We start from the raw sequence: 22,909 nt of genomic DNA on the forward strand, positions 1-22,909 counted from the left end.
TACTCCCGGACGGTCACCGACCGTCGCTCACTCCCGGCGCCCCACCGTCACGCGGTGCGCCCGGATCAGCCGTGCAGCACGGGGACGCCGGTGGCCCGTTCGGTCAGGGCCGCGTAGACCTCCGGGTCGGTCGTCTCCTGCGCGAGCGGGGTCGTCTTGTTGGTGCCGTGGTAGTCGCTGGAGCCGGTCGCGAGCAGGCCGTGCTCGGCGACGATCCCGCGCAGCAGCTCGCGGTCGACCGGGGCGTGGTTCGGGTGGTCGACCTCGATCCCGCCCAGCCCCCAGCCGATCAGGTCGACGAGCACCGACGGCTCCACGACCACACCGCGCGTGCGGGCCAGCGGGTGCGCGAACACCGCGACCCCGCCGGCGGCGACGATCATCTCGACGGCCGTCTCGACCCGGGTGTCGGCACGCGGCACGTAGTAGGGGCTGTCGTTGTGCAGCAGCTCGGCGAAGGCCTCGTCGACCGACCCGACGACGCCGGCCGCGACGAGCGCGCGGGCCAGGTGCGGCCGGCCCGCGCTGCCGCCCTCGGGCAGGTGCGCGAACACGGTCTCGACGTCGACCGGGTACCCGTCGGCGGCCATCCGCCCGATCATCGTCTCCAGGCGCTGCACGCGCTCGGCCCGCAGCCGCTCCTGCTCCGCGACGATCGCGGCGTGCTCGGGGTCGAACAGGTAGCCCAGCAGGTGCACCGAGCAGCGCGGCTCGCCCGTACGGCCGGTCGGGCTCAGGCAGGAGAACTCCGCGCCGCGCACCAGCGAGAGCCCTGCCGGCAGTGCGGCGCCCGCCTCGGCCCACCCACCGGTGGTGTCGTGGTCGGTGATCGCGACGACGTCGAGCCCCGCGGCGCCGGCCGCCCGGACCAGCCCGGCCGGGGAGTCGGTGCCGTCGGACGCGGTGGAGTGGGCGTGCAGGTCGATGACGGACACGCCGCCGACACTAGCCCGGCACACCGCCGGCCCGCCCCGGGACGCGGTGCCTACTCCCCCGTCGGGCGGGGCGACCCGGTCCAGTCGGCCAGCGCGGTCCGGACGTGCGCGACGGCCCGCTCCGACGACATCGGGGGCACCCCGCGCAGCCGCTGCAGGGCCAGCCCGTCGACCAGCGCGACGAGCCGCGCCGCGGTGCCGTCGGGGTCCGCGCAGCGCAGCGAACCGTCTGCGACCCCGGCGACCACCAGGTCCCGCAGGACGGCGTGCCAGCCGGTGTAGCGCTCGTGCTGGGACCGTTCGTCGTCCCACACGCCGTCCTGCCAGCACTCCAGCCACAGCCGCCAGTGCGGCCGCGTCTCCTCGTCGAGCGACGCGGCGAGCAGCAGGTCCAGGCCGTCGCGCGGGGCCAACGTCGCGGCCCGTTCCCGCAGCGGGTCGTAGTAGGCGGCGAGCTGCGCGGCGAGTGCCTCGGCGAGGATCTCCCGGACGCCGGAGAAGTGGTAGGTCAGTGTCCCGACCGACACCCCGGCCGCGGCGGCGATGTCGCGGATCCCGGTGCCGCGCACCCCGCGCTCGGCGACCAGCGCCGGGACCGCCTCGAGCACCATCGCGCGCCGGACCTCGGTGGGCTGACGGCGCCGCGGCGCGGGCCGGGCGGTCATGCGCCCCGCCGCGGGATCCTGCGGTGCCAGTGCCGCTCGGCGACGACCTCGTCGCCGGACCGGGCGACCAACGAGCTCTCGGCGACGAAGTCGGTGGCGGTCGCGTGAGCACCGAGCGGGTCTCGATGTCGGTCCGCCAGTCGCCGCGGCCGATCGCGATCGTCCAGGCCGACTCGGCGCGCGCCGAGAGCGGGTCGCCGTCGGTGATCCGGTAGGTCTCGCGGGTGTCCTCGGCGTAGGACAGCCCGTCGGGGAAGGTGCGCGAGCCGCCGTAGCGGGGGTCGACGCGCAGCTCCCAGGTACCGGCGCCGACGTCGTGGAGGACCTCGCGTTCGGGACGGTCCGGCGGCGGGGTGGTCGTCACCGGCAGCGGCGGCGCCTGCTCGGGCGGCCGAACGTCGTCGCCGGGAGGTCGGTGCCGGAGCTCAGCGGCAGGGTCAGCAAGCTCTGTGCGGGCACGACCGTCAGGCGTACCGGGTCGGGGTGCGGCCACACCCACGGCCAGTACGCCTGCGAGACCGCGACCCGCAGCCGCCCGCCGGCGGGGACCGCGGAGCCGGTCGCCATCAGGGGTACCTCGACCGTCTCCGGGACACCGGGGGTCCACGGCACGGTGCGGTCGCGGCCGTGGCGGCGGGTCAGGTTCAGCACGCCCCGGGTGACCAGTGTGGACGCGCCGTCGTCGTCCACGGTGCACAGCCGCACGACGACGGCGGCCGCGGGCCGGTCGGCGTCCAGGCGCAGCCGCACCACCGGCCTGCCGAGGATCTCGATGCGCCCGGGCAGCGGGCCGAGGTCGAAGCAGACCGAGCGTCCGTCCTCGGCGCGCTGGTCGGGCGGCAGGTCGGTGGGGTTACCGAACGGAAAGTAGCGCCCGGCGTCGATCCCGGTGTGGTCCGGTGCGGCGACGACGACCGGCTCGGTCCCGCTGCCCAGCACCAGCTCACGGGTGGCCTCCCCGACGGCCGCCGTGCCGACCCACCGCCCCGGCCGCTCCGGGTAGGTGGTGGCGGGCCGGACCGGTTCCTGGATCCAGGCCCGCAGCGGCGGGTCGTCCTCGACCCCGGTGGGCTCGTCCTTGAGCCAGCGGTCCCACCATCGCAGTGTCTCCTGCAGGAACCCGATCGCGGGGCCGGGCGGGAGCTCGATGTCGGGGTAGCGGTGCGCCCACGGCCCGACGATCCCCTTCACGGGGGCATCCAGTGTGGACAGCAGGCGGAGCACGGTGTCGCGGTACGGGTCGTTCCAGCCGCCGACGGCGAGCACCGCGGCCCGGATCGCGGAGGGGTCCTCGCAGACCGAGCCGTGCCGCCAGTAGTCGTCGCGCTCGGGGTGGGCCAGCCAGTGGTGCAGGAACGGTTCGGCCGCCTCCAGGCGCTCGCGCCACATCGGCAGCCACCGCTCCCCGACGACGGCCGGGTCCGGCGGCCGGGCGGTGAACGCCAGCATGGTGCCCGACCACCCCGCCATGTCGATGCCGAGCACGGCGCCACCGGTGTAGTGCACGTCGTTGTCGTAGCGGTCGTCGGTGGAGCAGACGGTGACGACCGCCTGCAGCGCGTCGGGGGCGAGCGCGGCGACCTGCAGGGCGTTGAACCCGCCCCAGGAGATCCCGAACATCCCGACCCGGCCGGTGCACCAGGGCTGGGCGGCCAGCCACTCGACGACGTCGACGCCGTCGGCCAGCTCGGCCGGGGTGTACTCGTCGAGCAGCAGGCCCTCGGAGTCACCGGTCCCCCGGACGTCGACGCGCACCGAGGCGTAGCCGTGCCCGGCGTACCAGGGGTGGCGGGCGGCGTCGCGGGGCGCGGTCCAGTCGTCCTTGCGGTAGGGCAGGTACTCCAGCAGCGCGGGCACCGGGTCGGCGAGGGCGTCGACCGGGAGCTGGATGCGGGCGTGCAGCCGGGTGCCGTCGCGGGTGGGGATCCAGGCGTCGACGGTCTCGGTACGGCGGGGGAACGCATCGCGGTACCTCATGGTGCTGGGGTCTCCTCCGGACTGCCGAGATCGGTGTAGCGGGCGGCGGTGAGCAGCTCGCGGGTGTAGGGGTGCCGCGGGTCGGCGAAGACCTCAGCGGTCGGCCCGTGCTCGACGACCCGGCCGTGCCGCAGCACCAGCACCCGGTCGGCGAGGCCGCGCACCACGGCGAGGTCGTGGCTGATCAGCAGCACCGCGAGGTCGCGCTCGCGGCGCAGGTCGTCGAGCAGAGCCAGGACCGAGGCCTGCACCGACACGTCGAGCGCAGTGGTCACCTCGTCCGCGACGACGACGGCCGGGTCCCCGGCCAGCGCGCGGGCGATCCCGACCCGCTGGCGCTGCCCGCCCGAGAGCTGCGCCGGGAGCCGCCCGCCGAACGACGGATCGAGCCGCACGTCGGCGATCAGCTCCGCGACCCGGCGGGCGACCCCCGACCGCCCGGTCGCCGTGCCGAACAGCCGGACCGGGCGGGCCAGCGACGAGCCGACGGTGCGCCGCGGGTTCAGCGCGGTGTCGGCGCTCTGGAAGGCCATCTGCAGGGCCCGGCGGACCTCGACCGGTCGCCGTCCGGCGGGCCGGGACAGGTCACCGTCGGGGTCGCCGTCCGGGGTGCACAGCCGCAGCGTCCCCCCGGCCGGGACGACGAGGCCGGCGAGCGCCCGGGCCAGGGTGGACTTGCCGCTCCCCGACTCCCCGACGATCGCCAGTACCTCGCCGCGGCGCACGGTGAACGACACGTCCTCCACCGCGACGGTGCCGCCGTAGGCGATCCGGGCGCCGTCGACCTCCACCACGACCGGGCGGTCGCCCTCCGGTGCGTCGGCGGCCCGGTCGCGCACGGTGCGGATGCCGTTCTCACCGACCTCGGCGAGTCCGGTGTCGGTCAGTCGCGGCACCGAGGCGAGCAGCCGCCGGGTGTAGGCGGTGCGCGGGTCGCCGAACAGCTCCGGGGCCGGGCGCTGCTCGACGGGCTCGCCCTCGCGCAGGACCAGCACCTCGTCGGCCATCCGCCGCACGACGCCGAGGTCGTGGCTGACCAGCACGCTCGCGAGCCCGTCGGCCTCGGCGAGCTCGGCCAGCAGCCGCAGCACCTCCTCCTGCGTGAGCACGTCCAGCCCGGTGGTCGGCTCGTCGAGCACGAGCAGGTCCGGCCGGGCCGCGACGGCCATGGCGATCGAGACCCGCTGCTGCTGCCCGCCGGAGAGCTGGTGCGGGTACCGCGGCGCGAGCCCGGGGTCGAGCCGGACGCGGTCGAGCAGCTCCGCGGCCCGGGCGTCCCGGTCGCCGGTCCCCTCGGGCAGTGCCTCGGCGAGCTGGACGCCGATCCGCATCGACGGTGTCAGCACCGCCCCGGAGTTCTGCGCGACCATCGCGACGGTCCCGCGGCGCAGCGCGCGCACCCGTCGCGGGCCGGCGGCGAACACGTCCTCGCCGTGCAGCGCGACGGTGCCCGCGGTGATCCGCGACCCGCGGCGCAGGTGGCCGAGCAGCGCCGCGGCGACGGTCGACTTGCCGCTGCCCGACTCCCCGACCAGGCCGAGGGTGCACCCCGGCTCGACGGCGAAGGACACCCCGCGCACCACGGGCACGTCGGCCCGGCCTGCGCGGTAGGCGATCCCGAGACCGTCGACCTCGACGACCGGGGCGCTCATCGGCGGGCCCCCGCCGTCATCCGGTCGACGCCCCACCGGTTCGCCAGGCCGTCCGCGGCCAGGTTCAGCCCGATGACCAGCGTGGCCAGGGCCAGGATCGGGGCGAGCACGCTCCACGGCACGACGGTGACGGCCGTACGGTTCTCGGCCACCATGAGCCCCCAGTCCGGCGTCGGGGGCGCGGCCCCGAACCCGAGGAACGACAGCGAGCTGATCAGCAGGACCACCCAGGACGCGAGCAGCGCGAACTCGACGGCCACGACACCGACGACGTTCGGCAGGACCTCGCGGACCAGCACCGACCCGGTGCGTTCGCCGCGCATCCGGGCCGCGGCGACGAAGTCGAGCCGGACCACCGACATCGCGGCGGCGCGAACGACTCGGACCACCGCCGGGGCGTAGGTCACCGTCACCGCGAGCACGACGACCGCCGGGCCGGCGCCGAGGACCGACACGACCACGAGCAGCGCCAGCACCGGCGGGACGGCCAGCACCGCGTCCAGGACGCGCATGACGGCGTCGTCGAGCCACCCGCCGCGCAGGGCGACCAGGCAGCCGAGCAGGGTCCCGAGCCCGACCGCAGCGACGGTCGCGGCGACCGACACCGCGAGCGCGTACCGGCCGCCGTACAGGACCCGGGCCAGCACGTCGCGGCCGTAGGCGTCGGTGCCCGCCCAGTGCGCCCAGGACGGGTCCTGCAGCGCGGACACCGGGTCGCTCACGACCGGGGAGTACTGCGTCAGCAGCGGCGCGGCCAGCGCGAGCAGCAGGTGTAGCCCGACCAGTGCGGCCCCGACGAGCAGCGGCGCCCGGCTCACCGGGTGCTCCGCAGCCGCGGGTCCAGGGCCATCGCCGCGAGGTCGGCGGCCAGGTTGACCACGACGTAGACGACCGCGCCGAGCACCGCGACCGCCTGCAGGGTCGGGACGTCGCGGTTCTGCACCGCGCGCAGCATCAGAGCGTGTTTGGAAATTCTAGTGGGTTGAGGGTGTCGTGTGTTTCTGCTGGCGGGTGGCGGGGTATCCACGGGCGATGCGGCGGGTGATGGTGTTGATCGCGGCCCAGCGGATCATGGCTTCGGATGTGGTGGGGTGGCGTTCGTAGTCTCGGGCCAGGCGTCGGTGTGCGGTGAGCCAGGCCAGGGTCCGTTCGACCACCCACCTTCGTGGGAGGACGGTGAATCCGCGCTGCTCGGGTGGCTTGCGGATGATCTCGATCGTTGTCTGCAGGATCGTGGCGGCCCAGTCGAGCAGTCGCCCGGCGAAGCCGGCGTCGGCGTAGACGAACCGCACCCTGGTGCGCAGGTAGAGGTTGAGCAGGATCGGCTTGGCGCCGTCGCGGTCCTGTACCGAGGCCGAGCACACCATCGTGGTCAGCAGCAGACCGAGGGTGTCGGTCACGATGAACCGTTTCCGTCCGCCTGTCTTCTTCCCGGCGTCGTAGCCGCGGGAGTCCTGGCCGACGGTGTCGGCGCCCTTGACCGACTGGGAATCGATGATCCCCGCACTCGGCTCCGGATCACGGCCCTCGGCGATACGTAACTGCCCCCGCACGACCGGGAGGATCTTCTCGGTGACCTTCTGCTGTTCCCACTGGTTGAAGTACCAGTAGACGGTCTGCCAGGGCGGGAAGTCCACCGGCAACGCCCGCCAGGCACACCCGGTCCGCACGACATACAAGATCGCGTCCAGCACGTCCCGACGAGCATGAGCAACAGGCCGCCCCCGCCGCGCGAGCGGCGGTAACAACGGCTCGATCACCACCCACTGGGCATCACTGGTGTCCGAGGGGTACCGGCGCGGTCGTTCCTGCATGCCGACCACGATGGAGCACCCCAGCCGTGTCGACCATCCCGACACACCCACCATTTCCAAACACGCTCTCAGCGTCCCGACGCCGGGGTAGTTGAACACCGCCTCGACCACGACGGCTCCTCCGATCAGCCAGGCCAGGTTCACGGCGATGACGTTGAGCGTCGGCAGCAGCGCCGAGGGCAGCACGTGGGCGAGGACGATCCGGCCGCGCCCGACGCCCTTGAGCGTCGCGGTCGTGACGAACTCCGAGCCCATCGTGTCGATCACCCCGGCCCTGGCCATCCGCACGATGTAGGCGGCCATGACCGTGGTGAGCGCGATCGCGGGCAGCCAGATCGCCCCGGCCAGGTCGGCGACGGGTGCGGTCGGCCCGTCCAGCACGACGGCGGGCGCGAGCGGGACCGTGATCGCGAACAGCAGGACCAGCACGGTCGCGACGACGAACTCCGGCACGCTCATCCCGACCAGGCAGACGGTGGAGATCACCAGGTCCGGGCCGCGGTCGCGGTACAGCCCCGCGACGACGCCGAGCCCCACCGCGAGCGGGATGCCGACGAGCACCGCGGGCCCGGCGACGAGCAGGGTGTTGCGCAGGTGCACCGCCAGGTCGGCCGTGACCGGGTCCCCGCTGACCAGCGACGTCCCGAGGTCGCCGGTGAGCGCGGCACCCAGCCAGCCGAGGTAGCGCTCCCAGGCGGGCCGGTCGAGGCCGAGCTGCTCGCGCAGCGCCGCGACCGCGTCGGGCGTCGCGTCGCGGCCGAGCAGCTGGGTGGCGAGGTCCCCGGGCAGCGCCTGGAGCGCGACGAAGACCAGCACCGAGGCCAGCAGCAGGGTCAGCACCGAGACGCCGAGCCGGCGCAGCACGTAGCCGGTCATGCGAACCCCAGCCCGCGGTAGTCGAACTCGAACCCGTGCTCGCGGTAGCCGCGGACGTCGCGGGACATGCCGACCAGGCGGTCGGCGAACATCGGGGTGAGCGCGGAGCCGTGGACGGCGACGTAGCGCTGGGCATCCTGGTAGAGCGTGCGACGGCGGGCCGCGTCGGTCTCGGCCCTGGCGGCGTCGAGCATCGCGTCGAACCGGGGGTCGGCCCAGGCGGACTCGTTGTAGGACGACCCGGACCGGAAGATCTGGTTGAGTAGCTGGTCGATCGGGCGGCCGGTGAACCAGTACGACACGCACAGCGGGCGGGTCATCCACACCTGGGTGTAGTACGAGTCGGCCGGTGCGGTGACCAGCCGGGCGCGGATCCCGGCGTCGGCGAGGGAGTCGGCGAACGCGACCGCGACCGGGGTGAACAGCGGGTCGTAGGCCGAGGTGTAGACGTCGAGCTCCAGGCCGTCGGCACCGGCGCGGCGCAGCAGCGACCGGGCCCGGTCGGGGTCGCGCGGGCGCAGCGTCGAGACCCAGTCCCGCTGTCCGGGCGGGACCGGGTTGTCCCCGCCGACGACGCCCGCGTCGCGCGCGGCGGTGTCCAGCACGGCCTGCGGGTCGTAGGCCAGCCGGACGGCGTCGCGGACCATGGGGTCGGTGAACGGCGCTGCCGTCGCGAGCATCGGGACCGTGTACCACTGGGCGTTGCGCGAACGCGCCACCGTCGTGCGCGGCGAGGACGCCACCACCCGGGCGGTCGCGGTGTCGAGGTTCGTCTGCATGAGCAGGTGCACCTGCCCGGCGAGCAGCGCGTTGGTGCGGGCCTGAGCGTCGGCGACGGAGGCGAACGCGATCTCGTCGAGCCGCGGGCGGCCTGCCCAGTGGTCGTCGTGGGCGGTGACACTGCCCCGCCCGGCCGGGGTGAACCCCCCGAGCGCGAACGGGCCGGTGCCGACCCCGATCTCCCCCGACGCCGGCAGCACCCCGCACTGGTAGCCCGACAGCAGCGACGGGAGCTCGGCCGCGGGCTTGGCCAGCGCGACCTGCAACGTGTACGGGTCCGGGGCCGACAGCCCCGCCGGCTCCAGGAGCCCGGCGAACACCCCGGCCATCGGCGACGACGTCGCGGGATCCAGGATGCGCCGCAGTGTGTGGACGGCGTCGGCGGCGGTGAGCTCGCGACCGTGGTGGAAGGTGACGCCGCGGCGCAGCCGGAACCGCCAGGTCCGCGCGTCCGGGCTCGACTCCCAGGACTCGGCGAGCCCCGGGACGGCGGCGCCGGTGTCGTCGAGCACGACGAGGCGGTCGTAGAGCGCGCCGAGGTACTCGTAGGCCGACAGCGCGCTCGCGGGGTCCAGTGTCTCGGCCCCGGACGCGGGCGGCCGGGCGACGACCATGCGCCCGCCGCGACGGGCCGGTCCGGCCGGTCCCGCCTCCGGGATCGCCGTCGACGCGGGTGCGCCGCCGCAGCCGGTGAGCCCGGCGGCGCCGAGCCCGGCCAGGCCGCCACGCAGGGCGGCCCGGCGGGTCACTGTCACCGGCACGCACACACCTCTTCTCGTTCACCGAACGATTGATTCGTTCGGTGAACGATAAGCCGCCGCCGGCATACGTCAAGGGCCCCGTGCTCCGGGCCGCGCTCCGGAGCACGGGCGCGCGCACGACGACGCGGGGCCGCGCACGGTGCGCGACCCCGCGTCGGGACGGCTGTCCGGCGGCGCCGGTGCGGCGCCCCGGAGGGGTGGCGGCGGGGTCAGCGCCGCCAGCGTGGTTTGGCGAGCATGCCCGTCGCGCGGGTCTTGCCCTTCTCCCCGAAGACCAGCTCGGAGAGCGCCTCGTAGATCTCCTCGGGCCGCGGCATGTAGTCGATGCGGTTGAGCGCCTGGATCTGCCCCGCGGACTCGACGACCATGGTCCCGTAGCCGAGCATGCGCCCGGACAGCGAACGCTGGAACGTGAGGTCGGTGACCTTGCCCAGGGGCATCATGCCGACGTTGTGCACGATGATCCCCTGGGCGATCATCACCCGCTTGTCGGTGATCACGATCCGCTCGATCCACCAGAGGATCGACAGCGCCGTGTAGCGCAGGACCGCGACGACGACCAGGTAGAACGCCAGGTTGTCGACGACGACGTCCAGGACCGGGTCGGTCCCGGGGCGGTCGAGCAGCTGCTCGATCCCGACGACCACGATGATGAACAGCGCGGTCTGCCAGATGTGCTTGACCATCACCGCCCAGTGCTGGCGCACACGGATGACGCGCCGCTCCGTGGGGAGCAGGTACTCGTCGATCTCCCGGGGCGCGAGCACGGGCTCAGATCAGGTTGGTGACGAACACCGAGACGGACTGCGCGGCGTCGTAGAGGATGTTGCCGACGTTGGTGACCGAACCGGCTGCACCATTGGGATTGGTGATCACCAGGAAGATCCCCAGCGCCACCGCAACCAGGATCAGGATCTTCTTCACGTTCCCTGCCCACCCGTTTCTCGGTGTGTCGGACACACAGACATGTCATTGGTACCGGAGGGCCGGCTGGCCCCGGTACCGGCACCCGAGCAGCGTACCGTCGTTTCGGATGACCGACAGTAGCCGACACGTCGCCTGCGTGGGTGGAATCGTGTTCGACCCGGACGGACGATTGCTGCTCGTCCGCCGGGCCAACGAGCCTGGTCGGGGGCTGTGGTCGGTCCCCGGTGGGCGGGTCGAGGCCGGCGAGAGCGAGCACGACGCGGTGGTCCGCGAGCTCGCCGAGGAGACCGGTCTGACGGTGGTCCCCGGCCGGCTCGCCGGGGTGGTGTTCCGAGGCCCGTACCGGATCGCCGACTACGTCTGCGCCCTCGCGGCGGACGCGGGTGCGCCGCGGGCCGGCGACGACGCCACCGACGCCCGGTTCGTCGACCGGGCGGGCTACGCGGCGCTGTCCGTCGTCGAGGGCCTCACCGAGACGCTCGACGGCTGGGACTGTCTGCCCCGGACCTGACCACCACAGCGGGTGCCCGACCGCCCCGGCGGTATGCGTGTGGGTGACACACGACGGCCCCCGCTCCGGTGGGAGTCGGGGGCCGGTGCGCCGGGGTGCGGCCGCCGGGTCAGACCTGCGGCGTGGGACGGCCGGGCTGCTCGCCGCCGCGGCTGTCGCCGTAGGACCGCTTCGGCACCATCACCTTGCGGCGGAAGGTGCAGACGACGGTGCCGTCCTGCTTGTAGCCGCGGGTCTCGACGTACACCACGCCGCGGTCGTCCTTGGACTTCGACGGGGTCTTGTCGAGGACCTCGGTCTCGCCGTAGATCGTGTCGCCGTGGAAGGTCGGCTTCGTGTGCTTGAGCGACTCGACCTCGAGGTTCGCGATCGCCTTGCCCGACACGTCCGGCACCGACATGCCCAGCAGCAGCGAGTAGATGTAGTTGCCGACCACGACGTTCTTGCCGAAGTCGGTCGTCTCCTCCGCGTAGTGCGCATCCATGTGCAGCGGGTGGTGGTTCATGGTGAGGAGGCAGAACAAGTGGTCGTCGTACTCGGTGACCGTCTTGCCGGGCCAGTGCTTGTAGACGGCACCGACCTCGAACTCCTCGTAGTAGCGCCCGAACTGCACCGTTCACGCTCCCATCACGCCGTCGATTCGTTGCGGGAGTAATCTATCCGGTGGCCCGCGCGAGGAAGGGCGGTCCGGCTCACACGTGCGCGGTCGGGGATGTCACATCACGGTGACGTCGGTCGGCGTACGGACGAGACACAGGACGGTCCGCCGAACAGCAGGGAGGTGAGTGCGGTGTCCGCGTCCCAGACACCGGCGAGCAGTAGGTGCCGCCTCCCGCTGCGCACGGCCCCGAGGTACGTCCGGGGCTGATCCCGGCGGGAGGCGAGTTCCGGCCCGGCGGCCGCCCTGCGCGGTCGCACCGTCATCCGGTGCCGCTCGTCCCCCGAGCCGCACCGGCACGCCCGGAGGTGGTCCTCGTGATGCCCTCGCTCTCCCAGCTGCGCCCCACCATCCGCCCGTCCCGGCGCGCCGAGCGCGCGGCGGCGCGGGCCGCCGCGAGCCCGCCCGTCCGGCTGCGTGTCCCCCTGTCCGCCTACGTCGTCGGCTGCGGCGTCTACCTCGACGGCCACCGGCTCCCCGGCCGCTGGACCCACGACGAGGCCATCGCCGAGGTGCGCGAGCGCGGCGAGGGCTTCGTCTGGATCGGGCTGCACGAGCCCGACGAGGAGCAGATCTCCGGCATCGCCGAGACCTACGGGCTGCACGAGCTCGCCGTCGAGGACGCGGTGCACGCGCACAACCGCCCCAAGCTCGAGCGCTACGACGACACACTGTTCATGGTGCTCAAGACCGTCCGCTACGTCGGGCACGCCGACCCGACGACGTCGAACGAGATCGTCGAGACCGGCGAGGTCATGGCGTTCCTCGGGCGCGACTTCGTCGTGACCGTCCGGCACGGCCGCCACACCGGCCTGCGCGAGGTGCGACGACGCCTGGAGGACGACCCCGAGCAGCTGTCCCTCGGCCCGGCCGCGGTGCTGCACGCGATCGCCGACCACGTCGTGGACTCCTACATCGAGGTCTGCCGGCAGATCGAGGACGACATCGACGCCGTCGAGGCCGAGGTGTTCTCCCCCCGCTCGACGATGAACCCCGAGCAGATCTACGTCATGAAGCGCGAGATCCTCGACCTGCGCCGCGCCGTGATGCCGCTGGTCGGGCCGATGCGCAAGCTCGCCGAGGGCTACAGTGCCCTGGTCCCGCACGACGTGCGGTCCTACTTCCGCGACGTCGACGACCACCTCGGTGGCGTCGCCGAGCAGGTGGCGGGCTTCAACGAGCTGCTGACCACCCTGGTCGACGCGGTCCTCGCGAAGATCAGCATGCGACAGAACAACGACATGCGGAAGATCACCGCCTACGCGGGCCTGATCTCGGTGCCGACGATGATCGCCGGTGTCTACGGCATGAACTTCGACTCGATGCCCGAGCTGCACTGGGACTTCGGCTACCCGATGGTCCTGCTCGTCATCGCGACGCTGTGCGGGCTGCTGTACCGCAACTTCCGCCGCAACGGCTGGCTGTAGACCGGGCCGGCCGTGGGCCGGGCCGGCCCTGGACCGGGGAGCCCCTGACTTCGGTCACTTGTCTTAGTGCTTCGCCGCGGGCTGACGGAGCGCGTCGAGGAGGGCCTGTTTGTCGGCGGGGACGGCGGGCGGGAAGGTCTGCTGGGTGCCGTTGATGGCGATGGTGGCCGAGCGCAGTGGTCGGAGCTGGCGGACGACGTTGCGGATGGTGAGCCCGGTGCGGTTCTGGATCTCGCGGGCGACTGCGAGGGCGGTGAACACGATGGTCAGGTGCGCTTCGATGGACTGGCGTTGGTGGTGGAACATCGGGCGGGCGCGTAGGTCGGTTTTGCTCATCCGGAAGGACTGCTCGACGTGCCAGAGGTCGTGGTAGTCGCCGATGATCTCCCCGGCCGCTGCGCCGCCGGCCGGGATGTTGGTCACGTAGCCCTTCAACCCGACCAACCGGTATGCCCGAGCCAAGGAGGCCTCGTCCAGGGCGCGGGAGCCGTTGGTGACCTTGACGAACCGCGGTGTGCGCGCGGGCTTCTCGCCGGCGATGACCTCGCGGGCCCGGTTCTCCTGCAGGGTCAACGTGCGCCGGTCCCGGACGGCCCGCTTCGTGGAGTAGGCCCAGACCGCCCGCCAGGATCCCGGATGCTGGTTGGGGTTCCAGACGGGCTCGGCCTTGACCTTCGGGCTGTTCTCGCTGCGCCCGGTGCGGCGGTCGCGTGGTGTGAGGGTGTCGATGATCTGCCCGTCGACGAAGGCGTCGCCGTGCCAGTGGAAGTGCGACTCCAGGTCAACCGGGGCCTTGGTGAGTCGGGAGCCGACGATGAACCGCAGGCCGGCCTCGTCGAGGTCGCGCAGGTTCGCGGCCGAGAGCATCCCTGCGTCGGCGACCACGACCATCCCGCCCGGCTCGACCGGCAGCTGGTGTCGGGCCCGGAAGGCCTCGATGATCGGCAGGATCGTCGCGGTCTCGGTCTTGTTGCCCTCGAAACAGCCGATCTCGAGGGGGAACCCTGCGCGATCGACCAGCAGCCCGACGACGACCTGCGGGTCGACCCGGCGTTCCTTGGAGAACCCGACCTTGCGCAGGTCGTCCTCCTTCTCCGCCTCGAAGTAGAGGGTGGTGACGTCGTAGAGACACAACGACACATCCCCACTGCCACGGGCGTGGGTGAAGCAGGCCCTCGCGATCTCGTCGCGGTAGCTGCGCCCGGTGCAGCGCAGCAGGGTGCGGCGCATCGTCTTTTCGCTCGCCGCGGTGACGCCCAGACCGGCCAGCACCCGACCGGTGTCCAGGATGGACGTGGGCTCGACGATCCGGGCGATCACCAGGTCGCGGAACGTGTCATCAGCGACCTCTGCGAACCCGAGGCCCGCGTAGACCTCGGCGAGGATGTCGAACAGCACCCGCGACCCGGTCGTGATCACCTGCGGCGCACCCACCCGCCGGGTTGTGGTGCTCGGGGCGCGCCGCGGCATCTGGCCGAACAGCCCCTCCTGCGTGGCACCGCCGGCCGCGGTGGGCGCGATCAGCTCGGCCCGCCGGGGTGACGGCGCGACGCCCAGATCCAGGGCCTGCTGTGCAGCGTCGTCGATCAGCCCACGGGCCTGCTCGACCAGCAGGCCCAGCTCGGCCTCGGTGTGCGCTGACCCGACATGGGCCACGATCCGTCGATGGCCCTGCACGGACTCGGCGATCTGGACCGCGGTCGCCCCGGAGGCCGTCCGTACCCGCCTCACCCACGCCACCTGACCGAGCGTAGAGCACCGAATTAGTGCCTCACACCGCTCCCGCGCAAACACATCACCGCAGCTCAGCGCAGTACAAGCTGCGAAACCAGGCTCGGGTGACCAAAGTCAGGCTGGACCGGGGAGCCCGCCGGTCAGACCCGGCGGGTACCCGTCGGCGGGGTCGGCGGCTCGTCGTCCTCGGCGGGCGGGGGCGCCTCGCCGGGGCGCGGCCGCGGGGGGCCGGGGCGGCGGAGTCCGACCGGGCGGCGCGGACGAGGACCGGGTGCGGGGCGCCGGGGGCCCGTGGCGCCGGGGTCGGGCTCTCCAGGGCCGGATCCCGCGGCAGCGGGGTCTGATCCGGCCGCGCCAGGGTCCGCGGAGTCGAATCCTGCGGAGTCGGGCCCTGCGGAGTCGGGCCCTGCGGCAGCGGGGCCGGGTCCCGCATCGCCGGGGCCGGGTCCTGCGACGGGGCCGGGGCCGGGTCGCGCGCCGGGGCCGGAGGAGTCGGGCCGGGAGCCCGGCAGGCCGTACCGCAGCGCCCGGGCGACGCCGTGCCCACGCGGACGGGTGTCCGGGTCCTCGTCGGGGGTGGGGTCGTCGGGGGCGCCCGACCCACCCCGGTCGTGGTCGTCCGGCCCGTCGCCGGTGTCGTCCCGGTCGGCGTCGCCGGTGCGCCCCGCGGGGCCGGCGGGCGCACCAGGAGGAGACACGGGGACCACGGCGGCGTCCCCCTCGCCCAGCTCGACGTCGTCGCCGTCGAGCACCTGGTCCGGGAGCGTCTCGGCGTAGCCGGGGTCCTCGGGGCCGCCCTCGTCGACGGGCCCGGTCGTGTCCCGGTGGGCGGGGACGGGCTCGTCCCGCCGCGGCCGCCACCCGGCCGCGGCGATGGCCGAACCGCGGGCGCGGCGTTCCTGCCGCTCCCCCACCACGTCGGGCTCGTCGGGACGCCGCCCCAGGAACGTGTGCACGAGGTGCTGCTGGACCCCGCCGACGGTCTGGACGCGCACGTCGTCGAACCCGGCGCGCTCCATCCGGTGCACCATCTGCTCGGGCCCACCGGCCGTCGCGATCCGCCGGGCCCGGTAGCGCGCGAGATCCGCCGCCCCCCAGCGCAGCGAGGCCATCGGGAGCATCCAGGCCCAGTTCGCCGCGGTCCACCGCATCCGGCTCCGGCCGCTGACGGCGTAGTCGTGCACCGCCAGCGGGGCGCCGGGGGCGAGCAGACTCAGCAGTCGGCGCAGGCCGTGTTCGGCGTCGGGCAGGTTGGACACCAGGAAGGACGCGAGGATCCCGTCGAACGGGCCCTCGACACCGGCCTCGGCGAGGGTCTCCAGCCGGGAGTGCACGAACGTCACCCGGGGCGACCAGTTCTTCCGCCGGGCGACGGCGAGCATCTCCGCGGACGCGTCGACCGCGACCACCTCGGCACCCCCGACGCTGGTCAACAGCGCCTCGGTGGACACCCCGGTACCGCAGCCGACGTCGAGCAGCCGCAGACCGTGGCCGTCGCCCAGCCCCATCCGCGACGCCGACACCCGCAGGTGGGTGCGGTAGCCGGGCAGGGTCGCGACGAAGGCGTCGTAGCCCGCGGCGCCTCGCCCGTAGGCACGGTGCACCGTGGCCGGGCGGATCTGGTCGCTCTCCTGCCACGCCTCGCCGCTCACGGGGCCTGATCCTGCCCGCACCGACCCGAGTCCGGAACCCGACGCGCCCTCCCCGGTGGAGTGTGACACCCACCCGGGAGGGCGCACTGGGCCGAACGTGGATGCCCGGCCACCCGTGCGGCGCAACGGGACCGGCCGGAACGGCGCCACCTCAGCAGCAGCGACCCTGTGGGTTGCTCTCCTGGTACGCGGTGCGGGCCCGCCAGTACTCCCGCTCGGTCATCGGCGGGTGGTCGTGCCCGCTGCGACGGTGGTGGTCGAGGTAGCGGTCGTACAGGTCCGCCCCGATCACCCCACGCCACCAGTCGTGCAGCGCCCGCAGCCGGGTGAGCGTCCTGGCCGCCACGGTCAGTGCCCCGACCGGGCCGGGGTCCCGACCGCCTCGGTCCACTCCTTCTCCAGCTCCTTCTCCGCCGGGGTCGCGATGATCCCGGCCGGGGCGTAGAGCCGCGAGGGCACCGGGTCGTCCTCGTTGTCCGGGCGGCCGCCCATCGCGATCGACCTCCAGGCGGCCAGGACCGCGGCGACGATCACGACGAGCGCGAGCGTCACGAACAGGATCGACAGCGTGCCCTGCACGAAGGTGTTGCGGACGACCGCCGCCATCGCCTGCGGGGTGCCCGCGGTGCCGAAGCTCGTCTGCCCGGACGCGATGGCCTCCCGGAACGCGAAGTGCTGCGCCCAGTACCCGATCTTGGGGTTAGCGGAGAAGATCTTGTACATCGACGCCGTGACCGTCACGACGGCGGCGAACGCCAGCGGCACGACGATGATCCACAGGTAGCGCACGTGTCCGCGCCGGGCCGCGATGGCCAGACAGACCGCGAGCGCGATCGCCGCCAGCAGCTGGTTCGCGATGCCGAACAGCGGGAAGAGCGTGTTGATCCCGCCGAGCGGGTCGGTCACCCCCATCACCAGGATCGCGCCCCAGCCACCGACCATCAGCGCGGTGCAGATCCAGGCGGCCGGCTTCCACGAGGTGTCGGCGAACCGCGGGACCACGGTGCCGATGGCGTCCTGCAGCATGAAGCGCGCCACCCGGGTGCCCGCGTCGACGGCCGTGAGGATGAACAGCGCCTCGAACATGATCGCGAAGTGGTACCAGAAGCTCATCATCGCCGGCCCGCCGATGAACTGCGCCATGATGTTCGCCAGGCCGACCGCGAGGGTCGGGGCGCCACCGGTGCGCGAGACGACGGACTCCTCGCCGACCAGGGCCGCGGTCGTCGCGAGCTGGTCGGGGGTGATGTTGACACCCATCAGCCCGAGCTGGTTCACGAACGCGGCAGCGCCCTCGACCGTCCCGAGCGTCAGCGACGCGGGCGAGTTCATCGCGAAGTAGAGCCCGCGGTCGATCGACAGCGCCGCGACCAGCGCCATGATCGCCACGAAGGACTCCATGAGCATGCCGCCGTAGCCGATCAGGCGGGTCTGGCGCTCCTTCTCGATCAGCTTCGGGCTGGTCCCCGAGGAGATCAGGGCGTGGAAGCCCGACAGCGCGCCGCAGGCGATCGTCACGAACAGGAACGGGAACAGCGACCCGGCGACGACCGGGCCGGCGTCGCGGCCGGCGAACTCGCTGAACGCGGGCGCGGCCAGCTCCGGGCGGACGACGATGATCGCCACGGCGAGCAGCACGATCGTGCCGATCTTCATGAACGTCGACAGGTAGTCGCGCGGCGCGAGCAGCAGCCAGACCGGGAGCACCGCGGCCACGAAGCCGTAGATGATCACGCCCCAGGCGATGGTGGTGCGGTCCAGGGTGAACAGTGCCTGGCCCCAGCCGGTCTCGGCGACCCAGCCGCCGGCGACGATCGCGCCGATCAGCAGCGCGAAGCCGATCCAGGAGACCTCGGAGACCTTCCCCGGTCGCAGGAAGCGCAGGTAGACGCCCATGAACAGGGCGATCGGGATGGTCAGCGCGACCGAGAAGACACCCCAGGGGCTCTCGCCGAGGGCGTTGACGACGACCAGGGTGAGCACCGCGATCAGGATGATCATGATGGCGAGGGTCGCGATCAGCGCGGCGATGCCGCCGACCCGGCCGAGCTCCTCGCGGGCCATCTGGCCCAGCGAGCGCCCGCCGCGGCGCATCGAGAAGAACAGCACCAGGTAGTCCTGGACCGCACCGGCGACGATGACCCCGACGATGATCCAGATCGTGCCGGGCAGGTACCCCATCTGCGCGGCCAGGACCGGGCCGACCAGCGGACCGGCACCGGCGATCGCGGCGAAGTGGTGGCCGTAGAGGACCCGCCGGTCGGTCGGCAGGAAGTCCTGTCCGTTCTCCTTGTACTCGGCCGGGGTGGCGCGCCGGTCGTCCGGGCGCAGCAGCTTGTTCTCGATGTAGCGGGAGTAGAACCGGTACGCGATCGCGTAGGTGCTCACCGCGGCGAACACGAACCAGATCGCGTTGACCGTCTCCCCGCGGACCAGCGCGAGCATCACCCACGCCAGACCGCCCAGCAGGGCGATCCCCACCCACACCGCGCTCTTCCACGGGGTCCACGCCCGCTGTTCGGCGAGGAGCACCTCGTCGTCCACCGCCGCCGGCGGGAGCTCGCGCTCCGCCGGTCCGCCTGACACCTGTGTCATCGCGCCCCTCCGATATGTCCGACGCGCGAACTATAGGAGGCGATGCGGCCTGTGGGAACAGATGTCCGACCGCCGACGCAGGACGGCCGCCGCCACCCGGTCGGGTGACGACGGCCGTGGGGTCGTGCGGACGCCGGAGCCGGTCAGAAACCCCCGCCGGGGCTGCCCATCGCCAGCTTGGCCAGCATCTCGCGGGCCCGCTCCGCGTTGCGCGGCTCGCACAGCACGTCGTAGCGGCCCGCCACCATCTGGCTGGCGGACTGGAAGTCCCGGCGACCCTTGCTCGCGCTGTAGCTGACCGCGGCGAAGGCCATGAAGAACACCGCGCCGGACACCAGGCCGACGAGGATGGGCAGGAAGTTGCCGTCCGGGGAGAACATGAACAGCAGGAGCCCGACGAACAGACCCAGCCAGGCACCCTGCGCCGCGCCGGAGGCGAGTACCCGGCCCCAGGTCAGGCGGGCGATGACCCGCTCGACGAGCATCAGGTCGACGCCGACGATCGTCACGTCGGCGACCGGGAAGTCGGAGTCGGCGAGGTGGTCGACGGCCCGCTGCGCCTCCTCGTAGGTGGCGTAGGAACCCACCGGCCACCCGGTCGGCGGAGTGGGCAGCTGCGGCAGGCCCGGAGCCGGACGAGTCTGGCCGCCGAAGGGATTGGTCATGGCGTGCTCCTCGTGGAAGATGTCCTGTCTCGTCGTCGGTGCAACGTTCGACCGGACCGCGACGTGCCCCGAAGACTAGTCGCGGAGCCGCAGGTCACACCCCACCGACCGGACGACACGGCCCCGCACCCCCGGGACGGGGTACGGGGCCGTGGACGCGGGTGCGGTCAGCGCAGCTTGTAGTCGCGCAGCAGCCCCCGGGAGATGATCGTCTTCTGGATCTCCGAGGTGCCCTCGCCGATGAGCAGGAACGGCGCCTCGCGCATGAGGCGCTCGATCTCGTACTCCTTGGAGTAGCCGTAGCCGCCGTGGATGCGGAACGCCTCCTCGGTGACCTCCTTGCAGTACTCCGAGGCGAGCATCTTGGCCATGCCGGCCTCGACGTCGTTGCGCTCGCCGCGGTCCTTCAGACGTGCGGCGTTGACCATCATCAAGTGCGCGGCCTCGACCTTGGTCGCCATCTCGGCGATCTTGAACGCGATGGCCTGGTGCTGGACGATCGGCTTGCCGAAGGTGGAGCGCTGCTGGGCGTACTCGACACCGAGCTCGAAGGCCCGGATCGCGATGCCGCAGGCGCGGGCGGCGACGTTCACCCGGCCGACCTCGACGCCGTCCATCATGTGCGCGAAGCCCTTGCCGCGCTCCCCGCCGAGGATCTGGTCACCGGAGATCCGGTGGCCCTTGAACACCAGCTCGGTGGTGTCGACCCCCTTGTAGCCCATCTTGTCGATCTTGCCGGGGACGACCAGGCCGGGGGCGACCTCGCCGTAGCCGGTGGGCTTCTCGACGAGGAAGGTGGTGAGGTTCTGGTGCGGGCGCTCGGCGCCCTCGTCGGTCCTCACCAGCACCGCGGTCAGGTTCGACGTGCCACCGTTGGTCAGCCACATCTTGGCGCCGTCGATGACGTACTCGTCGCCGTCCTGCACGGCCTTGGTCTTGATCGCCGCCACGTCGGAGCCCAGGTCCGGCTCGGACATGGAGAACGAGCCGCGGGTCTCCCCCGTGGCCATCTTCGGCAGGTACTTCTCCTTCTGCGCCTGCGTGCCGTGCTGGCGGAGCATGTACGCAACGATGAAGTGGGTGTTGATCACGCCGGAGACGCTCATCCAGCCGCGGGCGATCTCCTCGACCACCAGGGCGTAGGTGAGCAGCGACTCGCCGAGACCGCCGTACTCCTCCGGGATCATGAGGCCGAACAGCCCCATCTCCTTCATCCCGTCGACGATGTCCTGCGGGTAGGTGTCCGCGTGCTCCAGGGCGGTCGCGTGCGGGATGATCTCCTTGTCCACGAAGGAGCGGACGGTGGACAGGATCTCGGTCTGGATGTCGGTCAGACCGGCGGTCTGGGCGAGCCGGGCCATGCTGGTTACTCCTCGGTGAGCGTCGTCGGTCGGCGGGGCCGGGCCTCAGGACTCCGGCGGGGTCCACTTGTCGGTGCGGGTCATGCCCGCCGCGCGCCCCTTGCCCGAGATGACCAGTGCCATCTTGCGGCTGGCCTCGTCGATCATCTCGTCGCCGATCATCGCCGCGCCGCGCTTGCCGCCGGCCTCGGAGGTGAAGTACTCGTAGGCGTCGAGGATGTTCTCGGCGTGGTCGTAGTCGCTCTGCGCCGGGGAGAAGGTCTCGTTGGCGGCGTCGATCTGGCCGGGGTGCAGCACCCACTTGCCGTCGAAGCCCAGCGCGGCCGAGCGGCCGGCGACCCGGCGGAATCCGTCCACGTCCTTGATCTGCAGGTACGGCCCGTCGATGGCCTGCTTGTCGTGCGCGCGGGCCGCCATCAGGATCGACATGAGGATGTGGTGGTAGGCGTCGCCCACGTCGTAACCGGGGGGCTGCTCGCCGACGACCAGGGACTTCATGTTGATCGAGGCCATGAAGTCGGCCGGGCCGAAGATGATCGTCTCGACGCGCGGGGACGCGGTGGCGATCGCATTGACGTTCGTCAGGCCCAGCGCGTTCTCGATCTGCGCCTCGATGCCGATCTTCCCGACCTCGAGACCGTTCGTCTTCTCGATCTGGGTGAGCAGCAGGTCCAGCGCGACGACCTGCTGGGGGGTCTGCACCTTCGGCAGCATGATCGCGTCGAGGTTCGCGCCGGCGCCCTCGACGACCTCGATCACGTCGCGGTAGGTCCACTCGGTGGTCCAGTCGTTGACCCGGACGACGCGGATCTTCTCGCCCCAGCCGCCCTCGTTGAGGGCCTCCACGATCGTCTTCCGCGCACCGGGCTTGGCCAGCGGGGCACAGGCGTCCTCCAGGTCGAGGAAGACCTGGTCGGAGTTCAGCGTGCGCGCCTTGTCGATGAACTTCTGGCTCGATCCGGGCACGGCCAGGCAGGACCGGCGGGCGCGGAGGGTGGTGCTCACAGGCGGGCTCCTCGTCGAGTTCGTCCTCGCCCGCGTCGCGGCGACGACGTCGTCACGACCCGGGCGCTCGGGCTGGGGACTGATGCTGGCACGACGACGGCCGCGGCGCCCCGTGCAGGTGATTGGTTTCTCACCCGCCGGTGGTCAGATGGGGTTACCCGTCGGTCACCCCTGTTCGGGAGGTGGGGTCAGGGAGCCCCTGGCCACCGCGACGACGGTCCCGCCGACCCAGCTGCCGACGGCCCGCCCGCCCTCGGTGCGGACGCCGGCGTAGAGCGTGGACGGACGGCCCATCTCCACACCCTGCGTCACGACGAAGGAGTGCTCGCCGTCGTCGGTGACCAGACCGCGGTCGGCGAGGAAGATCCCGAGCGCGACGGCGGCCGAACCCGTCGCCGGGTCCTCGGGCACCCCGATACCGATGCCGAACATGCGGGCGTGGACCCGCTCGGCGGTGGCGTCGACGGCGGCGACGAGCACCCCGGTCGCGCCGCTGCCGGCGACCGCGGCGGCCAGCGCCGCGGGGTCGGGCACCGCGCGGGCGACCGCACCGGCGACGACGAGCAGGATCGCGAAGTCGGTCCCGGCACCGGCCACCCCGGCACGCGGCGCCGTCGACGTCGTCTGGGCCGAGGCCGAGCGCGGCGGCGAGGCGGACGGCGTCCAGCTCGGCACCGACCGACGGCGTGCCGCCCCCACACCCGGGCGCCGGTCCCGTCGACCCGCACCGGCAGCAGACCGGCGCCGCACTCCTGCACGCGGTCGCCCTCGCCGATGACGCCGTCGCGGGCCAGCACCCAGGCGGTGCCGACACTGGGGTGCCCGGCGAAGGGGAGCTCGGCGAGCGGGGTGAAGATCCGCACCCGGTAGTCCGCGCCGCCCTCGGCGTCGCCGGTCGGGCCAGCGGGAACGTC

The 22,909-nt window shown here is 72.8% G+C and carries 21 protein-coding genes and 3 pseudogenes; 3 read left to right on the forward strand and 21 right to left on the reverse strand.

From position 1 onward, the window contains the following. Window positions 1-65: 65 nt before the first annotated feature. A complete protein-coding gene (locus KPL57_RS05040; protein ID WP_226350700.1) occupies window positions 66-935 on the reverse strand; it encodes a PHP domain-containing protein in 870 nt (289 codons plus the stop codon). A gap of 50 nt (window positions 936-985) precedes the next feature. Continuing rightward, on the reverse strand, window positions 986-1,600 hold the full coding sequence (locus tag KPL57_RS05045) for a TetR/AcrR family transcriptional regulator (RefSeq protein WP_226350701.1): 615 nt from the start codon (window positions 1,598-1,600) through the stop codon (window positions 986-988). A gap of 23 nt (window positions 1,601-1,623) precedes the next feature. On the opposite strand from KPL57_RS05045, the gene KPL57_RS05050 reads away from it, so the two are divergent. Beyond that, a complete protein-coding gene (locus KPL57_RS05050; RefSeq protein ID WP_226350702.1) occupies window positions 1,624-1,815 on the forward strand; it encodes a hypothetical protein in 192 nt (63 codons plus the stop codon). 145 nt (window positions 1,816-1,960) lie between these two features. On the opposite strand, the gene KPL57_RS05055 is transcribed toward KPL57_RS05050, so the two are convergent. From KPL57_RS05055 to KPL57_RS05090, 9 genes and pseudogenes are all read right to left on the reverse strand, one after another. After that, window positions 1,961-3,577, reverse strand: coding sequence for a CocE/NonD family hydrolase (locus KPL57_RS05055; protein WP_226350703.1), 1,617 nt, complete (start codon window positions 3,575-3,577; stop codon window positions 1,961-1,963). Next, window positions 3,574-5,229 (reverse strand): ABC transporter ATP-binding protein, encoded by a 1,656-nt coding sequence (locus tag KPL57_RS05060; RefSeq protein ID WP_226350704.1) that lies wholly within the window; start codon window positions 5,227-5,229, stop codon window positions 3,574-3,576. Before KPL57_RS05060 ends, KPL57_RS05055 begins: the two co-directional genes overlap by 4 nt. After that, window positions 5,226-6,047 carry an ABC transporter permease gene (locus KPL57_RS05065; RefSeq protein ID WP_226350705.1) on the reverse strand — a complete coding sequence of 274 codons (822 nt, stop codon included), beginning with the start codon at window positions 6,045-6,047 and terminating at the stop codon, window positions 5,226-5,228. Before KPL57_RS05065 ends, KPL57_RS05060 begins: the two co-directional genes overlap by 4 nt. Then, complete coding sequence (locus KPL57_RS05070; protein ID WP_226350706.1) at window positions 6,044-6,184, reverse strand: hypothetical protein; 141 nt, start codon at window positions 6,182-6,184, stop codon at window positions 6,044-6,046. Before KPL57_RS05070 ends, KPL57_RS05065 begins: the two co-directional genes overlap by 4 nt. A 3-nt stretch (window positions 6,185-6,187) precedes the next feature. Then, window positions 6,188-7,097, reverse strand: a pseudogene (locus tag KPL57_RS71730) (IS5 family transposase); the annotation flags it as partial. Window positions 7,098-7,124: 27 nt separating this feature from the next. Next, window positions 7,125-7,919, reverse strand: a pseudogene (locus KPL57_RS71735) (ABC transporter permease); the annotation flags it as partial. Then, entirely contained in the window at window positions 7,916-9,460 is a 1,545-nt protein-coding gene (locus tag KPL57_RS05080) for an ABC transporter substrate-binding protein (protein ID WP_226350708.1), read from the reverse strand. The pseudogene KPL57_RS71735 and the gene KPL57_RS05080, both read right to left, overlap by 4 nt. A 209-nt stretch (window positions 9,461-9,669) precedes the next feature. After that, window positions 9,670-10,227: a PH domain-containing protein gene (locus KPL57_RS05085; RefSeq protein ID WP_020623560.1), complete on the reverse strand. Its 558-nt coding sequence runs from the start codon at window positions 10,225-10,227 to the stop codon at window positions 9,670-9,672. A gap of 4 nt (window positions 10,228-10,231) precedes the next feature. Then, window positions 10,232-10,384, reverse strand: a complete 153-nt coding sequence (locus tag KPL57_RS05090) for a hypothetical protein (protein ID WP_020623561.1) — start codon at window positions 10,382-10,384, stop codon at window positions 10,232-10,234. Between the two features lie 109 nt (window positions 10,385-10,493). Here KPL57_RS05090 and KPL57_RS05095 point away from each other — a divergent pair, with 109 nt between their 5' ends. Further along, a complete protein-coding gene (locus KPL57_RS05095; protein ID WP_226350709.1) occupies window positions 10,494-10,898 on the forward strand; it encodes an NUDIX hydrolase in 405 nt (134 codons plus the stop codon). A gap of 109 nt (window positions 10,899-11,007) precedes the next feature. Here the strand turns inward: KPL57_RS05095 and KPL57_RS05100 are convergent, their stop codons facing one another. Continuing rightward, window positions 11,008-11,511, reverse strand: a complete 504-nt coding sequence (locus KPL57_RS05100; RefSeq protein ID WP_020623563.1) for a MaoC family dehydratase — start codon at window positions 11,509-11,511, stop codon at window positions 11,008-11,010. A 365-nt stretch (window positions 11,512-11,876) separates the two neighbouring features. Between KPL57_RS05100 and corA the strand changes: the two genes are divergently transcribed. Then, the gene (corA, locus tag KPL57_RS05105) at window positions 11,877-12,983 is read left to right on the forward strand and encodes a magnesium/cobalt transporter CorA (RefSeq protein WP_226350721.1); all 1,107 of its coding nucleotides are present in this window, start codon (window positions 11,877-11,879) and stop codon (window positions 12,981-12,983) included. Between the two features lie 63 nt (window positions 12,984-13,046). Here corA and KPL57_RS05110 read toward each other — a convergent pair whose 3' ends face one another. The 9 genes and pseudogenes from KPL57_RS05110 to KPL57_RS71740 all read right to left on the reverse strand — a co-directional run. Beyond that, window positions 13,047-14,723 (reverse strand): IS1634 family transposase, encoded by a 1,677-nt coding sequence (locus tag KPL57_RS05110; RefSeq protein ID WP_226350710.1) that lies wholly within the window; start codon window positions 14,721-14,723, stop codon window positions 13,047-13,049. 134 nt (window positions 14,724-14,857) lie between these two features. Then, entirely contained in the window at window positions 14,858-16,369 is a 1,512-nt protein-coding gene (locus KPL57_RS05115; protein WP_226350711.1) for a trans-aconitate 2-methyltransferase, read from the reverse strand. Window positions 16,370-16,520: 151 nt separating this feature from the next. Further along, window positions 16,521-16,715, reverse strand: a complete 195-nt coding sequence (locus KPL57_RS05120) for a YbdD/YjiX family protein (protein WP_226350712.1) — start codon at window positions 16,713-16,715, stop codon at window positions 16,521-16,523. Between the two features lie 2 nt (window positions 16,716-16,717). Beyond that, complete coding sequence (locus KPL57_RS05125; protein ID WP_226350713.1) at window positions 16,718-18,964, reverse strand: carbon starvation CstA family protein; 2,247 nt, start codon at window positions 18,962-18,964, stop codon at window positions 16,718-16,720. Window positions 18,965-19,107: 143 nt separating this feature from the next. Then, window positions 19,108-19,629 (reverse strand): general stress protein, encoded by a 522-nt coding sequence (locus KPL57_RS05130; protein ID WP_020623571.1) that lies wholly within the window; start codon window positions 19,627-19,629, stop codon window positions 19,108-19,110. A 167-nt stretch (window positions 19,630-19,796) separates the two neighbouring features. Then, on the reverse strand, window positions 19,797-20,990 hold the full coding sequence (locus tag KPL57_RS05135) for an acyl-CoA dehydrogenase family protein (protein WP_060713174.1): 1,194 nt from the start codon (window positions 20,988-20,990) through the stop codon (window positions 19,797-19,799). A gap of 45 nt (window positions 20,991-21,035) precedes the next feature. Further along, the gene (locus tag KPL57_RS05140) at window positions 21,036-21,995 is read right to left on the reverse strand and encodes a CoA ester lyase (protein WP_060713175.1); all 960 of its coding nucleotides are present in this window, start codon (window positions 21,993-21,995) and stop codon (window positions 21,036-21,038) included. Window positions 21,996-22,160: 165 nt separating this feature from the next. After that, window positions 22,161-22,670 (reverse strand): PhzF family phenazine biosynthesis protein, encoded by a 510-nt coding sequence (locus KPL57_RS05145; RefSeq protein WP_374203663.1) that lies wholly within the window; start codon window positions 22,668-22,670, stop codon window positions 22,161-22,163. A 98-nt stretch (window positions 22,671-22,768) separates the two neighbouring features. Next, window positions 22,769-22,858: pseudogene (locus tag KPL57_RS71740) on the reverse strand (PhzF family phenazine biosynthesis protein); the annotation flags it as partial. Window positions 22,859-22,909 lie beyond the last annotated feature (51 nt).

Source organism: Pseudonocardia sp. ICBG601 (genome assembly GCF_020496245.1).